Here is a 15,821-nt window from a genome sequence, read left to right on the forward strand (position 1 = left end):
CATGAAGGCTGAAATAGAAGTGAAACCGGAAGGCAGCATCTGGAGTGATGACCAATGGCGCGCCATCGCCGAGAGCGGCGATGATATCTTAGTAGCGGCGGCAGCAGGCTCCGGCAAGACAGCGGTGCTGGTGGAGCGGATTATCCGCAAAATCAGCAAGGAAGAGAATGGATTTAGTGTGGATAGGCTGCTCGTTGCCACCTTTACCAAAGCTGCCGCAGCCGAAATGCGCCAGCGGATTCGAGAAGCGCTGGACCGCGCACTGGAAGACAATGGTGAGAATGACCATTTGCGCCGTCAGCTTGCCCTGCTGGGCAAGGCATCTATTACGACACTGCATTCCTTCTGTATGGAAGTGATTCGTCGGTATTATCAACTTATCCCGATTGACCCCGGTTTTCGTATCTTAAATGAGCATGAGGCCGAAATGATGCGGCAGGAGCTGCTGGAGGAACTGCTGGAAGAGAAGTATGGTGCAGTGAGTGAGGATGGTGAAGATACCGTCTTTGTTAGGCTAGCCGATTGGTTCAGCGGAGAGCGCAGCGATGATGCGGTGCATGCGCTGATACAGCGGCTGCATGATTTCGCTCGCAGCCACCCCTGGCCAGCGCAGTGGTTGCGCGATACTGCCGCTGATTTCTCGCTGCCGGATACGGACAGTCTAAGCCAGACACCATGGGTGCAGAGTATTCTGGAGGAAGCGAAGCTAACACTGGCGGGTGCAATAAGTCAGCTAACGCAGGGTCAGGCAATTGCCTTGCAGCCGGGAGGACCAGCCCCTTATGCCGACAATTTGGCTGCTGATTTGGTGATGGTTAGTGAGCTAATAGATGCTGTAAATCAGCGGCCTTGGGCAGAGCTGTATGATATTTTTATGGAGGTATCTTTCGGGAAGCTCAAAGCCTGTAAGAAAGACTCCACCGATCCCGGACTTCAGGAAGCCGTTAAAGAGCTGCGTGACAGTGTCAAGAAGAGTATATTGGAGCTTCAGAAGGCGTTATTTGGCCGTCCTGCAGCTGTGTTTCTGGCTGAATTGCACGAAGCAGCTCCGCTAATGGATGAGCTGGCTGAGACGGTAATCGAATTTGGCGAACGTTATCGAATAGAGAAATCCGGCCGTGGATTGGTCGATTTCAGCGATCTGGAGCACTATTGCCTGCAAATTTTACGGCATCCAGATTCTTTACCAGGGTGCTCGTTACCTTCCGATGCAGCCATGGAGTACCGTGCCCAGTTCGACGAGGTGCTGCTGGATGAATATCAGGATACGAACAGTGTGCAGGAGGAAATCGTGCGGCTGATTTCCCGGGAAGCACCTGGCAACCGCTTTATGGTTGGAGATATGAAACAGAGTATTTACCGTTTTCGATTGGCGGAGCCGGGACTATTTCTGGATAAATACCGTAGCTTCAGCACCAAGGGTGCCAATGTTAGCGGCTCTGATAGTGAGTCTTCAACAGGATCGGTAATTGATCTGGCCCGTAATTTCCGCAGCCGTCGTGAAGTCGTTAATGCCGTGAATATGATTTTCCGGCAGATTATGAACGAGACAGTGGCTGAAATAAGTTATGACGAGCGCGCAGAGCTGGTGTATGGAGCTAATTTCCCAGGGACTGAAGAGCAGAGCCCAGATACTTATTTTGCGCCGGAGCTGTTGTTGATTGATCGTGGCAAGAACGCAACGGGTAAGGCTGAAGAAGCCTCGGAGGATAGCGAGGATGCACCGCAAGAGAGCGAAGTCATCGAAAGTGAGACGGCTCAGCTTGAAGCGCGGGCGATCGCTCGGCGTATTTCACAGATGACCGGTATGACCGGCGGTTCACCGCTGCTCATTTATGATAAAGGCCTCAAGATCATGCGTCCCGTCATTTATGGTGACATCGTGATTTTGCTCCGTTCGGCCAGAATATGGACGCCTCTGATGATCGAGGAGCTACGGCTGGAAGGTATACCTGCCTATGGTGACCAGAACAAAGGATATTTTCAGGCTACAGAAGTAGAAATCGCCCTCTCCCTGCTAAAAGTAGTAGATAATCCCCAGCAGGATATCCCGCTGGCAGGAGTGCTGCGCTCGCCTGTTGTTGGTCTAAGCGAAGAGGAATTGGCTACGGTGCGGTTATGCAGCCAAGGCTCTTTCTATGAAGCTTTGCAAGCAGCAGTACGAGAGCAGAAGCTGGCTGCCAGGGCTGAAGACAGCGAGGTTGCGGCTACGGCCGAAAGCGTGTTTGAGGCAGCAGTCACTATAGAAGAGGATAGTACTCCTAACTTAAGTGAAATCACCGCAGCTTATGAAGAGGAGAAGGCGAGCGGAGCTCTACCGACTATCGCTCCTAAGCTGCGCCGGAAGCTTCAATACTTTCTGGACCAACTGGAAAGCTGGAGAAATGCGGCTCGGCAGGGCAGCCTGAGTGGCCTGATCTGGCGTATTTACGGAGAGAGTGGCTATCTGGAGTGGGTCGGAGGTCTGCCTGGAGGTTTTCAGCGCCAGAATAACCTCAAAGCCTTGTATGATCGGGCTGTACAATATGAGAATGATACCTCGGCCCGCGGCTTATTCCGCTTTCTGGTGTTTATTAGCCGACTTCGCGAGAATGGCGGCGACCTTGGGGTTGCTAGCGGGAGTGATGAAGAAGGCAACGGCGTTAGAATTATGACCATTCATAAATCCAAAGGTCTGGAGTTTCCGGTTGTTTTTCTGGCCGGCATGTCCAAGCCCTTTAACCGGCAGGATCTGTATTCGCCGTTTCTGATGCATAAGGAGCTGGGTTTCGGCCCCCGTTTTGTGGAACGGGATACAAGAGTGAGCTATCCGACTCTGCCCTTTCTCGCTATTAACCGCCGCTCGAAACTTGAATTGCTGGCAGAGGAAATGCGTGTGCTGTATGTAGGGCTGACCCGTCCTAGAGACAAAATGATTCTGGTGGGAACAGTTCGTGATTTACCTCGCAAAATCGCTGGCTGGAGTGCGGTTCAGAGTCGGGAAGAACTGCTGCTGCCTGACCATTTACTGGCTCGTGGGCGTTGTTATCTAGACTGGGTTGGACCCGCACTGATCCGTCATCCCGGAGCAACCATCCTGCGCAAGCTGGCTGGTTCAGAAGGAGCAGTCTCTACGGTGCTGCATACTGATATTTCCAATTGGAGCATCAGTGTGCTGGACGCTGCCGAGCTTAGCACCGGTGCTTTCCTTGCCAAGGAGGGCAGCGGAAAGGATGAAGAGCGCCAGCTAGTGCTTCATGCCTTGCAAAGAGGGAACGCAGTGCCCTCTGGAGGAACCGAAACAAGCCGCGAAGTGACCCGAAAGCTGAATTGGCGCTATCCTTACGCAGCCGCCGCGGGTATTCCGGCCAAGACCTCAGTAACGGAGCTGAAGGCCTTGTTATCTATGCAAGAGCAACCTTCCTATGATCTCTTGGAGGAAGGGGAGTTTGCTGCTCAGAGAATCGGAGGGCGTAGCGTTACCAATGCCGATAGTCTTCATCTGCGACGCCCTAAATTTATGGAGAAGCGCAATTTAACCTCTGCGGAGCGTGGAACTGCGTACCATACCGTTATGCAGCATATTCCGCTCGAAGGATCGGTTGATCACGCTGTTGTCGAGGAAACACTGGCACGTCTTGAGCGGGTAGCGATTGTGACCGCTGAGCAGGCCGAGGCAGTGGTTCTAGAGCAAGTCGAGAGTTTTTATAATAGTGAGCTTGGACAAAGATTGCTGACTTCTACCTGGAAGAGAAGAGAGCTCCCATTCAGTTATATGGTTCCAGCTAGTGAAGCCTACCAAGGCTTAAGCTTTCTGGATGAAGCCGTCTCCAGAATCTCTCCGGCACCAGAAAATGATGCCGAAGTTGAAGCTGTATTGATCCAAGGGGTTATTGATTGTCTATTCCGTGAGGGAGATCGGCTAATCTTGCTAGACTATAAGACTGATAGTGTGCTGGAGCATCCGGGCGCGTTAGAGGATCTCAAGGATAAATACCGTTTTCAGCTGGAGCTGTACGGCAAGGCGTTAAATGATATTCTGGGAGAACCGGTCAGCGAGCTGTGGCTGTACTTTTTTGACGGTGGACATGCTGTAAGCTTATAAATATTATTCATTGCCGCATAAAGTGCGGAGAAAGAGGCGGAAGATGCGGATATTGCATACGGGAGACTGGCACCTCGGCCGGACGCTGGAGGGAAGAAGCCGGCAGAAGGAACAGGAGCAGTTCATCGATGAACTGGTGGAGATTGCCGATGCCCATAAGGTGGATCTCATTTTAATGGCGGGAGACGTCTATGATTCGGTGAATCCTCCGGCGGCAGCGGAGCAATTATTCTACGATGCCGCTGCGCGATTGACAGCAAACGGTCGGCCACTCGTTGTGATATCGGGAAACCATGACCAGCCCGAGCGCGTAGCCTCCGTATCTCCACTTGTTCTGCGGCAAGGGATTACATTGGTGGGTCTGCCTACCTCGGAACCCGTGACCATTCAGGTTGTGCGCACAGGTGAAATCGCCAAAATTGCTGCCCTTCCTTATCCTTCTGAGGCTCGGCTCGGGGAATTGCTGGCTGGTGATAGTGGTGAGGATGAGCTGCGTCTCGCATACAGCGCACGTGTAGGCAAGCTTATGAAGCTGTTGGGAAGGGAATTTACTCCACAGACTGTGAATCTAGCCATGAGTCACATTTATGTGCTTGGCGGTGTAGAAAGTGATTCAGAGCGACCGATTCAGGTAGGCGGGGCCTACACAGTAGATCCTTCCGCCCTGTCTTGTGGGGCGCAGTACACTGCGCTTGGGCATTTGCATCGCGCCCAACGCGTGAAGGGTGAGGGAATGATTCGCTATAGTGGTTCACCGCTGGCCTATAGCTTCTCGGAAGCGGGGCAAGCCAAGTCGGTCACGCTTATTGATGCTGTTCCGGGCGCAGAGCCCACCTTTGAAGAAATCTATCTTCGCTGCGGCCGTCCGCTGGTCAGATGGAATTCCACTGGCGGAATAGATGAGGTTTACCGCTGGCTGGATGAAGGAAGAGATGCTTCCGCTTTTATTGATTTGGAAATCCGCCTCAGTGAAGCGCTGTCGATGAGTGATATTCAGCGGCTGCGCAAATCACGGGAAGGCATTATACATATTCGACCGATTTATCCGCAGATGGAACAAGAGCTGGAGCAAATCTCCCGCTCGCGCATGCCCGTACAGGAATTGTTCCGTAAATTCTATCAGCGCCAGACGGGTGGGGCAGAGCCAGAGGATAGCTTGATTGAGCTGTTTCTGGAGCTGACACAGGAAGAACGGCATCAGCCGGAGGAAGGGGAGGAGAACTAAGGTGAAGCCGATTCTATTAAAAGTAGCTGGATTACAGAGCTATAGAGAGATGCAGGAAATTGACTTTGAAAGTCTGACAGAGACGGGTCTGTTCGGTATATTTGGACCAACAGGCAGCGGGAAGTCCACTTTGCTGGATGCTATTACGCTGGCGATGTATGGCAAAGTGGAGCGGGCGGTGAATGGAACGCAGGGAATTATGAACCATTCCGAGGATTCTTTGAGTGTGGCTTTTACCTTTGAACTCACCTCCTCCGCAGGGACCCGCCGCTACCGTGTTGAACGGAAGTTTAAGCGCACAGGTGAACAATCGGTCAGTAATACGATCAGTCGGTTCATCGAAGTTACCGCTGATGGGGACAATGTCATGGCTGATAAGCTGGCCGATGTCACACGTTGTGTGGAGGAGCATATCGGGCTGAAAATGGATGATTTCACACGAGCAGTTGTGCTGCCGCAAGGGAAGTTTGCTGAATTTCTGTCACTGCGCGGCGTGGATCGCCGACAGATGCTGCAGCGCCTGTTTCATCTGGAGCAATACGGAGATCAGCTGGCGATTAAGCTCAGCCGCCGGGTTAAGGACAACGAAGCAGCGCTGCGCGCGCTGGAAGCAGAGCAGCAGGGACTTGGCAGCGCAGGCAAAGAGGATGTGCAGGCCGCGGCTGAGCGGCTGCAGGAGGCTATTGCCTATGCCGTGGAGTGCCGCCGGAAATTGGAGGCGGCTGTGCAGGTGGCGGAGCGTTTCACAAGAATTCGCGACCTGCAGGAGGAGCGTTCCCGCCGCGAGCTGCAGCGGCAAGGTCTAGTAGCCCGTCAGGAGGAGATCCTCCTTCTGGAGGGTAAGCTTGGCAAGGCTGACGAAGCTGAGAAAAGGCTGCCGGCGCTGAAGGCCTGGCGCAGCGCCGAAGAAGCTTGGCAGAGCCGATTGGCCCGTGCGGAGGGCCAAGAGGTCTTGGCGGCCGCCGCGGAAGCGGAGGCAGCGGCGGCCACAGCGGCCGAGGCTGCTGCGCAGGCCGCGCTTGCCCTGGAAGAGCCGGCCCTCCGGCAGGGGGCCGACACCTTCCGCCGTGCGCTCGAGCTGGAAGCCGAGCTCGGCGGGCTGCGCCGTGAGCTCGCGGCGCTGCGCGAGCGCCGCGAGGAAGCCTCCCGCAAGCTTGGCGCGCTGCGGGAGAGCATGGCCCGGGAGCGGGAGCTTTTGGCCAAGGGCCAAAAGCGTCAGCACGAGCTGCAGCAGAGCCTGCAGCCGCTCTCGGTCCGCTCCCAAGAGCGGCAGTCTCTGCAGGAAGCCATGCAGAGACTGCAAGGGCTGCACTCCGCCGAATCCCAGTGGAATTCGGCGGATACGGAACGCCGTGAGCGCGCAGCAGCGCTCACGGCGTCGCAAGCCCGCCTCGCCGAGACCGAACTCCGGCGAGATGGGCTCACAGCAGCGCGCGCGGAGCAGATCCGCGAAGCTGCGCTGCATCTTGAGAAATTGCTGGCGGCAGAAGCAACCGCCGTCGCCACAGCCGAGAGCCTTGAGCTCCATAGCAGCACGCTGGAGGCGACTCTGAAAGGCCAGGAGATTCATAGGCTGTCACTTGCCTTAGCTAGTGAGCTGGAAGAAGGACAGCCATGTCCTGTATGCGGCAGTGAGCATCATCCTGCACCTGTTCTAATGCAGGGCAACGAAGAGCATGCAGAGCTGGAAAGTCAGCTCCAGCAGGTCAGAAGTAAGTCCAGACGAGCACTGGAAGCACGTCATTTATTCCATAGTCTGTGGGAGCAGGACTCGGCATGGCTGGAGCAAGTATACGGCGACGGGGCCGCAGACTTACTGAAGCTTCCAGCGGCTGCGGGGCTGGAACAAGAACAGAATAGAAGTAACAGTACACACACTGTAGCAGCTGTTTCTACAGTCCGGGCATTGAAGCTCCTGACTGAGAATAATCTGTCCGAACTGGAACAGGCTCTATCCGAACTGAAGGAGCTCTCTGGAGAACTGCGGCGCGGCGCGTCCGAGTGGCAGCGTTCCATGCAGCATAGCCAGCAGCAATGTCACCAAGAAGCTGCGAGTGTGACAGCCGAGCGGAGCTGGGTAGACGGGATTACAGTTAAGGCTGAGGAACTGAGCGTCCAACTGTCTGCATTACAACAAAGTTGGACACAGCAGTTCCCTGAGCTGGTACCGGGTGAAGCAGAGAGTGCCTACCGTAAGCTGCTGAAGAAGGACGAGCAGGCGGAGGAGATTAGAGGACGTCTGGAGATCAGCGTCAAGTTCCTTGACGACAAGAGCATTGCCGTGCAGAATCTGCAAGAGGGAATTGCTGAACTGGATAAAGAGCTGACCCAGTGGAATGCCCAACTGGAAGGTAAGGAAGAACTGCAGCGCGAGAAGGAACAACGATTATTAGAATGGACAGAAGGTCAGCCAGCCGGCCCTCTGCTGGCTGAATGCGAACGGCGGCTGCAGGAACTATTGTCTGCCCTAGAAGGCTGCCGAAAGACTTTGCGGACTGCCGCAGACAAGGCTCAGCATGAAGTCAAAGCTGCAGCTATTGCCCTGCAGGCTGCAGACTCAGCGCGTGAGCATTTCTTAATAGCAGCTAGCGAGTGGGAGCAAAGTCTGAATTCTTCTCCGTTTGCCACAGCGATTGAAGTAGAAGGAGCAGCACTTACACCAGAAGAACGGGACAATGCAGCTTCCCGCGTACACACCCATCGTACGGATGAAGCAGAAGTCGCTTTGCAACTGCGCCATATTGAAGAGAAGTTGGATGGAGCTGTAATGAGTCCGGAAGAATGGCTGGAGAGTCAGAATAGGCTTCGCCAATGCCGGGAATATGACGAAAGCTCTCTCCAGAATCGGGCGCGCGGCGAACGCGATCTCGAAGATTTGCGTCATCGGCATATTCGCTGGATGGAGCTCGAAGCCCAGCGGACCCGGCATGCAGCGCTTCAGGATCAGCTATCCAAGCTGCAGTCCGTCCTGCGTGGAAATGCTTTTGTGGAATACATTGCAGAGGAGCAGTTGATGCAGGTATGCCAGGCTGCATCCCAGCGTCTTCGTTTCTTAAGCAAGCAGCGTTATGCACTTGAGGTCGATTCTGGTGGTGGCTTCGTTATTCGTGATGATGGAAATGGTGGTGTGAGACGGCCTGTCTCAACATTATCCGGTGGAGAGACCTTTTTAACCTCTCTTTCGCTTGCACTTGCTTTATCAGCCCAAATCCAGCTGCGGGGACAGTATCCGTTGCAATTTTTCTTCCTGGATGAAGGTTTTGGCACCCTAGACCCGGATTTGCTCGATACTGTAATTACATCACTCGAAAAGTTACACAACGACCAGTTGTCCGTAGGCATAATTAGCCATGTCCCAGAGCTTCGGGCACGTCTGCCGCGCAAGCTTGTTATTGTGCCTGCTGAACAGGGCGGTGGGGGTTCGCGTATTGTTTTGGAAAAAATGTGATCCACAGCGAAGTTTGTGATATCTGTCACAGATACAGTACTACCCCCTTGTTATAATACAGCTAAGCCGACATCATTTTAGAAACACCTCGGCGGACGTATGACCGGGAACAATCTCCTTTTCATACGTCCGCCGCCGAATCAGCTTTATGAGCTGTGAAGGGTGTTTCTTTTTTTTTGCTTTTTTAGAAATAAAAGTACTGATAATCTAAAGAATTCCCCCGGTTACCAGCTCCAAAAGCCGCTTCTTCATCTTCTTCTTCGGAATTCCGAAATACTTAGTCCCAACTACTCTCACATTTCTCCTCTTTCATTCCTGTTTACTAAGCAAGTAATTGGTTGCTATCCACTCAAATCTAGCTTATCCCTAGAATGCTTTTTATTAGGACATCCACTGTATTGCAGCAGTAATTCTGCTATATTCATCTGTTACTGATACAGTAAAGTTTTTGCTAAGCATATTATTTTCCGTACAAAATTGTTGCTTGAGCATTGGTGGTAAGTTCATGGCTTCTTAGCTTCATGTCTGTGCCATCCTTGCGACCTGCTTACGATTACAAACTCAAGTTGCTGTTGTTGCATGTAGGGATATCATCAAGAAATTTGTGCAAGAGATTTGATGATCTCTGAAGTAGACCGATTGGAGCTATTATTTGCTTTGGAATTAGTCTTGAGAGGATTCCTGTATTTTTTACAACATTTTATCCTGAGATAGCCTGTTAAAGTTACATTGTTGTATTAAATCCATGACTTCAAGCAAATATGGACTTCAAAGTGAGCATAAGCTGTATTTCGTACAACAATTCTCTGTTGCAGAGTAAATAGGACATGAAATCCTGTATTTACTACATTATTTTGCTGCTGTCGAGGCTGAGTTAGTCTGGAGCAGTAGGTGATATCCCTATCTACCCAAAAAGACAAAACCCTCTTTTCCCAGCACCTAGTCCTTACTTTCGCAATCGATCAATATCCTGTATGATTGTTTGCAATGAGTATCAAGAAGTCTATGCTAACAAAACTGAGCGTTTGCTTTCGAAGTAGTTTTGCGAAGAATATCAAGAAGTCTATGCTAACAAAACTTTTAGGAGGACATAATATGGAAACCGTATTTAGCAAAATTATCGAGGGGACTATTCCTGCGCATAAAGTATTTGAGAATGAACGGATTCTCGCGTTCTATGATATTGAGCCTGCTGCACCCGTGCATGTGTTGATTATCCCGAAGAAGTTCATTGCATCTATGAATGAGGTCACCCCTGAGGATCTGCCGTTGATCGCTGAAATACATAGCGTAGCGCAGCAGATTGCCAGAGAGCTTGGTGTAGCAGAATCCGGTTACCGTCTGATTAACAACTGCGGACCTGATAGTGGACAAGCGGTTCCTCATCTTCATTATCACTTGCTTGGAGGAACCAAACTTGGTGCCCTGGTTGGGAATTCAGCTTCTCACGCCTAATAGAAAGCTTAGGATTTAAGGCTTGTCCGAAAAAATAATGACGCGAAGGTTGACACCTTATTTCCGTTTGACCTATAATGGAATTTGATAAACCGTGTTATGCTCTTTTGACGGTATGGTCGGAGGGAGGGGAAACTGTGTCTGAAACGAAAGTTCGCAAAAACGAGACAATTGATGCTGCACTTCGTCGCTTTAAACGTTCCATCGCAAAAGATGGTGTCTTGGCTGAGGTGAAGAAACGCAAGCATTACGAAAAGCCAAGCGTTAAGAAAAAGCTGAAGTCCGAGGCTGCTCGTAAGAGAAAGTTTTAGGAGGATTACCCACGCATGAATCTTAGCGAACGATTGAACGAAGATATGAAGCAAGCGATGAAGAGTAGGGACAAGTTCACACTCTCCACGATTCGAATGGTTCGATCTACAATAAAGTATCTTGAAATAGATTTGAAGAGAACATTAGACGACAACGAAGTGCTTGATATCCTAAGTCGTGAAATCAAACAGCGCAAAGATGCCCTCCAAGAATTTGAATCAGCGGGTCGCGATGAGCTTGTTGCGAGTACCAAGGCAGAAATCGAGATTATTATGAAATATCTTCCTGAACAACTTTCTGAAGAAGAGATTAACCTCATTGTACAGCAAACTATCCAGGAAACTGGTGCTTCTTCGAAGAGCGAGATGGGTAAGGTCATGAGCGCACTGATGCCTAAGGTTAAAGGGCGCGCTGATGGTAAACTCGTGAACCAAGCGGTTCAACAATTTCTGCAATAATAAAACGCTAGCACCCCTTTTTATAAGGGGTGTTTTTCTTTGTTTTGAAACGTATTGCCGTCCTTAGGCGTACTAAAGATAAAGTTATGGGTCATGTTGAAGAAGGGAGGGAATAGTTTGAAACGATTTCGCAAAATAGCCTTGGCCAGCTTTGCAGCTATCCTGTTATTACTGCTTATGATTCCCCTAACAGCAGATGTGAACGCTGACATCGCTCCACCCAATTCGACTGCTGTCTCGGCTGGGGAGCTGAAGAAAGGCCCGGTGTTTATTATTCCGGTCGATCAGGAAATCGAAAGAGGACTGCAGAAGTTCTTGGAACGGGGCTTTCAGGAGGCAACCAATTATGGAGCAGTTCTGATTGTACTGGAAATTGATACACCGGGCGGACTTGTAGATTCAGCAGAGCAGATTGGTACGATGGTAAGAGATAGCGGAATTCCAACAGCTGCCTATATTAAGGGCGACGCCGCTTCGGCAGGTAGTTACATAGCCTTGAATGCAGGCAAGATTATCATGAAGCCCGGCAGTATGATCGGTTCCGCTTCACTGGTGGACATGAACGGTCAAAGTGTAGATGATGCCAAGATGATTTCCTACTGGAAAGCAAAGATGGTTGGCGCTGCTGCGCTGAACGGACGCGACCCGGATATCGCCGCAGGGATGATGGATATTAATGCTATTGTTGATAAGCCTGAACTTGGCATAAGTAAGACTAAGGGTGAGATTATCGCCCTGACCAGCGATGAAGCGCTAAAAGCTGGTTATGCTGACCAAATTACAGAAACACCGGAAGCGGCCATCACTTGGCTGGGCTATTCTACAGATGACATTTTTCGTGTGGAGCATACCGGTGCCGAGAAAATGTCGCAATTTCTGACCAATCCGATTATTATGACGATTTTGCTGTTCATCGGCATAGCCGGAGTTGTGATTGAAATGCTTGTGCCGGGTTTTGGCGCACCTGGAATTATTGGGACACTGGCTTTTGCCCTATACTTCTTTGGGAATTATGTGGCTGGCTTTGCTGGTGCAGAAACATTGCTGCTCTTCATTGTGGGTCTCGTCATGCTTGTGTTGGAGTTGTTCGTACCTAGCTTTGGTATCCTGGGACTGCTAGGCTCAGTCTGTCTTGTTGCAGGTGTAGTGCGAGCCGCCTTCAGCTATACACATGCCTTGTTCAGTCTGGGAATTGCCTTCGCGGCTGCAGCTGTGGTGATCATTATTGTTGCAGTAGTGTTCAAAGAACGCGGGATCTGGAACCGATTTATTTTGAAAGACAGTCTTACCAAGGAACAGGGTTTTGTACCCGTAGAAGAGAAGCGGAACCTGATCGGTGGTACGGGGATCAGCATCACCCCGCTTCGTCCCTCCGGAACGGCTATAGTGGGCGGAGAGCGAATAGATGTAGTTACAGAGGGTGGCTTCATTGACATTAATTCTGCAATCTCAGTGATAAAGGTTGAGGGCGGACGGATTGTGGTGAAGGAAATTAAAGCCTAAGGTAACTAAAAATGAGTATTATAAATTTATGGAATATTATAATGGAGGTTGAGTTAGAGTATGGGTGAAGCATCTTTAATAACATTTTTGTTGATCGCGGTTGCCGTGATCATAGTACTTAGCGTCTTTTTCAGCTTTTTTCCAGTCATGCTATGGGTGTCTGCGTGGGCGTCTGGCGTAAGAATTAGTATTATTACTTTGGTAGCGATGAGATTACGGCGGGTGACGCCAAGCCGGATCGTTAATCCGCTGATTAAAGCTACAAAAGCAGGGCTTGGGATTAACATCAATGAGCTGGAGAGCCATTATCTGGCCGGGGGTAACGTGGACCGGGTCGTCAATGCGCTGATTGCTGCTCAACGGGCGGATATTCCCCTTGAATTCACGCGTGCAGCGGCTATCGACCTTGCAGGTCGCGATGTGCTGCTGGCTGTGCAGATGAGCGTTAATCCACGGGTTATCGAGACACCAATAGTTGCAGCTGTCGCTAAAAACGGGATTGAGGTTAAAGTTAAAGCACGGGTTACTGTCCGGGCAAATATTGATCGTCTCGTTGGTGGTGCGGGTGAAGAAACGATCATCGCGCGTGTTGGTGAGGGGATTGTAACTACGGTTGGTTCGAGTAATTCGCACAAGGACGTTCTGGAGAATCCGGATTCGATCTCGCGGACTGTGCTCTCCAAAGGACTGGATTCAGGTACAGCCTTTGAGATTCTGTCGATTGATATTGCAGACATCGATGTAGGCAAGAATATCGGAGCGTATCTGCAAACAGAACAGGCTGAGGCCGACAAACGCATCGCACAGGCGAAGGCGGAGGAACGCAGAGCTATGGCTGTAGCCCATGAGCAGGAGATGAAGGCTCGTGTCGTTGAGATGAAGGCGCTTGTCGTAGAAGCTGAGTCACAGGTGCCGCTGGCAATGGCTGAAGCATTGCGAGCAGGCAAGCTTGGTGTGATGGATTATATGAATCTCAAAAACATTGAGGCTGACACGCAAATGCGAGGCTCCCTCAGCAAGATGAATGACCAGGATGACAGCAGCCATCCAAATAATAATAAATAAGGGGATGTGAGTTCCCATGGGCAGTTGGATCTATATCATTGTGGTAGTTGTATTCGCAGTTATATCCAGACTGAATAAAGCAGGGAAAAGCAAATCTAAGGGACCCTCTGGAGGCGGCATGCCGACCTTTGGCGGGGGGAATGACAATCCGCTCCGCGGGGCTAAGCGTCCTGGCGATACTCTGGACAGAGAGCGGCAAGCGCAGAAAGGAAGCGGCTTTCCTGTTCCTGGCAATGATTTGCCGCAGCGGAACTGGCAGACCATGCCAAGTGAGGAACGTCAGTATGACGCTTCCCCAGCCTTTCCGGAATCCGCGCAAATACCCACTCCAGATTATTCGACAGGGGAAGGTATGTCTTTGGAGCAGCCAGAGGTTAGGGATGGAGTGAAGGAGCGTACGGAAAGAATGCAGCGTGAGCTGGAGCGTATTCAAGCCTCTTTTGACGGAATGGCAGGTGCAGGTTCGGGTTCGGAAAATGATGCTTATGAACCGCAGGGTTACCATGCCGGATCGACCGATCAACCTTATTTTAAAGGCAATCGTGAAGAGCTGCGTCGCGGTCTGATCTGGGCTGAGGTTCTGGGTGCTCCACGTTCCAAGCAGCCTCACTCCGTCCGCAGATAAATAGAAACTTATAGAATTCTTTTGCGATTCATTATTAACCTAAAGCCTTCGTATTCCTTAAGGGGAATAGAGGGCTTTTTTGCTTTTGCTTCCATGACTTCAACTCATAAAAAAAAGTGTTGCCGCATAAGGTGTACAGAAGGCAGGAAGGGGGAGCGTCTACTTATGACCCGTATCGGCCGCAGGCTGCGGGGATGGACAAACGGGGTAATGGATCTTCCGCAGGATTTACTGCAGAATATGCCCCGAATCACCCTGATCGGCAATAAGGAGTTATACATTGAGAACCATCGTGGCGTGCTGCATTTTTCCTCCGAGCAGTTGACGCTTGCGTTAGTCAAAGGCTCGCTTGTTATAACAGGCAAAGAGCTTGTAATCCGCAATATTTTAGGCCAGGAACTGGCTGTAGAGGGCATTATCGAGGAAATCAGGTATATAGAAAGCGAGGAGAAATCATGAAGGAACCGCCTATGTCATCACTGCGGGGGTTCGTTACACTGCATGTGACGGGACCGCAGGTGGAAAAATTCATAAACGCTGTAACCGGAGCCGGCATTGTTATTTGGGATGTAAGGACTGCTGGGAGCGGCGTTTCTCTGAAGCTTCTGCTGGATGATTTCTATACTCTCCGGCCGCTTTTAAAAAAGACAGGCTGCCGCATGCATGTCTCTGGTCGGCATGGCGTCCCTTTTATGGCAGCTAGAATGTGGAAGCGTAAATTTTTTACCATCGGGTTATTTCTGTTTGGTGTTTCTCTCCTGCTCCTGTCATCTATGATATGGAGTATTAAGATCGAAGGGAACGAACATATTGCTTCAGAGGATATATTAGCGGCAGCCCACCAAGAGGGCATATACCCTTATCAGTGGATTTGGCGTCTGGACGAACCGGACAAGCTTGCAAGGGAGCTGACAGCCCGTCTGCCGGGCATTACATGGATAGGTCTAGAACGTACGGGGACGAGCATTACCATTCAGGTAGTGGAGGCTGAACAGCCTGAGACCAAGCCTCTGCTCAGTAAGCGTCATCTGATTAGCAGAACTGATGCGGTGGTCACCGAAATATATGCTGAGCAGGGCAGGCCGGTTGTAGCACGCAACTCACGGGTCAAGAAAGGTGATATTCTAATTTCGGGAATTCTGGGTGATGAAGAGAATGCGCAATATGTAGTTGCCAAAGGGGACGTCAAAGGTCTAGTGTGGCATGAATACAATATAGCCGTACCACTGAAGACAACGGGCAGCTCCTATACGGGAGAACGTAAAGATCGAACTTACCTGGTGCTTGGCAAATGGGCCATTCAGCTGTGGGGTTATGGAAAATCGACGTTCGAGAAGTCGCGGACACTTACAGAACATGATCCACTTGTCTGGCGCTCACTGGAACTGCCGCTGGGCTGGATGACTGAGAAGGAGCTGGAAGTCAAGGAAACCGCGGATACTCGTACTCCAGAGGCAGCGCAGCAGGCAGGTATGGAGCAGGCGAAAAAAGATATTTTGGCGCGTTATGGTATGGATAGCGTAATCAAAAGTCAAAAAATTTTGCATGAGAAGAAAGAGAATGGTAAAGTTTATATGAAAGTACTTTTTGAAGTGGAAGAGAGAATCGCAGTAGAACTTCCAATAGTAAACAACCGAGGAGAATGA

At 50.8% G+C, this 15,821-nt stretch carries 11 protein-coding genes; all 11 read left to right on the forward strand.

Annotated features, from left to right (window positions below):
* The first annotated feature begins 1 nt into the window (after nucleotide 1).
* The 11 genes from addA (at nucleotide 2) to yqfD (ending at nucleotide 15,821) form a co-directional block, all read left to right on the forward strand.
* Complete coding sequence (gene addA / locus H1230_RS08645; protein ID WP_239717206.1) at nucleotides 2-4,084, forward strand: helicase-exonuclease AddAB subunit AddA; 4,083 nt, start codon at nucleotides 2-4, stop codon at nucleotides 4,082-4,084.
* 43 nt (nucleotides 4,085-4,127) lie between these two features.
* Nucleotides 4,128-5,309: an exonuclease SbcCD subunit D gene (locus tag H1230_RS08650; protein ID WP_239715093.1), complete on the forward strand. Its 1,182-nt coding sequence runs from the start codon at nucleotides 4,128-4,130 to the stop codon at nucleotides 5,307-5,309.
* A 1-nt stretch (nucleotide 5,310) separates the two neighbouring features.
* Nucleotides 5,311-8,757 carry an AAA family ATPase gene (locus tag H1230_RS08655; RefSeq protein WP_239715094.1) on the forward strand — a complete coding sequence of 1,149 codons (3,447 nt, stop codon included), beginning with the start codon at nucleotides 5,311-5,313 and terminating at the stop codon, nucleotides 8,755-8,757.
* Nucleotides 8,758-9,852: 1,095 nt separating this feature from the next.
* Nucleotides 9,853-10,212, forward strand: a complete 360-nt coding sequence (locus tag H1230_RS08660; protein ID WP_239715095.1) for a histidine triad nucleotide-binding protein — start codon at nucleotides 9,853-9,855, stop codon at nucleotides 10,210-10,212.
* A 137-nt stretch (nucleotides 10,213-10,349) separates the two neighbouring features.
* Complete coding sequence (gene rpsU, locus H1230_RS08665; protein WP_036657994.1) at nucleotides 10,350-10,523, forward strand: 30S ribosomal protein S21; 174 nt, start codon at nucleotides 10,350-10,352, stop codon at nucleotides 10,521-10,523.
* A 15-nt stretch (nucleotides 10,524-10,538) separates the two neighbouring features.
* Nucleotides 10,539-10,982 (forward strand): GatB/YqeY domain-containing protein, encoded by a 444-nt coding sequence (locus H1230_RS08670; RefSeq protein ID WP_154121227.1) that lies wholly within the window; start codon nucleotides 10,539-10,541, stop codon nucleotides 10,980-10,982.
* A gap of 117 nt (nucleotides 10,983-11,099) precedes the next feature.
* Nucleotides 11,100-12,485 carry an NfeD family protein gene (locus tag H1230_RS08675; protein ID WP_239715096.1) on the forward strand — a complete coding sequence of 462 codons (1,386 nt, stop codon included), beginning with the start codon at nucleotides 11,100-11,102 and terminating at the stop codon, nucleotides 12,483-12,485.
* A 60-nt stretch (nucleotides 12,486-12,545) separates the two neighbouring features.
* Nucleotides 12,546-13,550, forward strand: coding sequence for a flotillin-like protein FloA (floA, locus tag H1230_RS08680; RefSeq protein WP_239715097.1), 1,005 nt, complete (start codon nucleotides 12,546-12,548; stop codon nucleotides 13,548-13,550).
* Nucleotides 13,551-13,566: 16 nt separating this feature from the next.
* A complete protein-coding gene (locus tag H1230_RS08685) occupies nucleotides 13,567-14,175 on the forward strand; it encodes a hypothetical protein (RefSeq protein WP_239715098.1) in 609 nt (202 codons plus the stop codon).
* A 165-nt stretch (nucleotides 14,176-14,340) separates the two neighbouring features.
* The gene (gene yqfC / locus H1230_RS08690) at nucleotides 14,341-14,634 is read left to right on the forward strand and encodes a sporulation protein YqfC (RefSeq protein ID WP_239715099.1); all 294 of its coding nucleotides are present in this window, start codon (nucleotides 14,341-14,343) and stop codon (nucleotides 14,632-14,634) included.
* A complete protein-coding gene (gene yqfD / locus H1230_RS08695; RefSeq protein ID WP_239715100.1) occupies nucleotides 14,631-15,821 on the forward strand; it encodes a sporulation protein YqfD in 1,191 nt (396 codons plus the stop codon). The genes yqfC and yqfD overlap by 4 nt, the downstream gene beginning before the upstream one ends.

This window comes from Paenibacillus sp. 19GGS1-52 (assembly GCF_022369515.1).
In the GTDB taxonomy this organism is placed as follows: domain Bacteria; phylum Bacillota; class Bacilli; order Paenibacillales; family Paenibacillaceae; genus Paenibacillus_AQ.

Coding starts and splice junctions, on each gene's coding strand:
- addA (WP_239717206.1), top strand. CDS start 2: ATGAAGGCTGAAATAGAAGTGAAACCGGAAGGCAGCATCTGGAGTGAT.
- H1230_RS08650 (WP_239715093.1), top strand. CDS start 4,128: ATGCGGATATTGCATACGGGAGACTGGCACCTCGGCCGGACGCTGGAG.
- H1230_RS08660 (WP_239715095.1), top strand. CDS start 9,853: ATGGAAACCGTATTTAGCAAAATTATCGAGGGGACTATTCCTGCGCAT.
- H1230_RS08670 (WP_154121227.1), top strand. CDS start 10,539: ATGAATCTTAGCGAACGATTGAACGAAGATATGAAGCAAGCGATGAAG.
- floA (WP_239715097.1), top strand. CDS start 12,546: ATGGGTGAAGCATCTTTAATAACATTTTTGTTGATCGCGGTTGCCGTG.
- H1230_RS08685 (WP_239715098.1), top strand. CDS start 13,567: ATGGGCAGTTGGATCTATATCATTGTGGTAGTTGTATTCGCAGTTATA.
- yqfC (WP_239715099.1), top strand. CDS start 14,341: ATGACCCGTATCGGCCGCAGGCTGCGGGGATGGACAAACGGGGTAATG.
- yqfD (WP_239715100.1), top strand. CDS start 14,631: ATGAAGGAACCGCCTATGTCATCACTGCGGGGGTTCGTTACACTGCAT.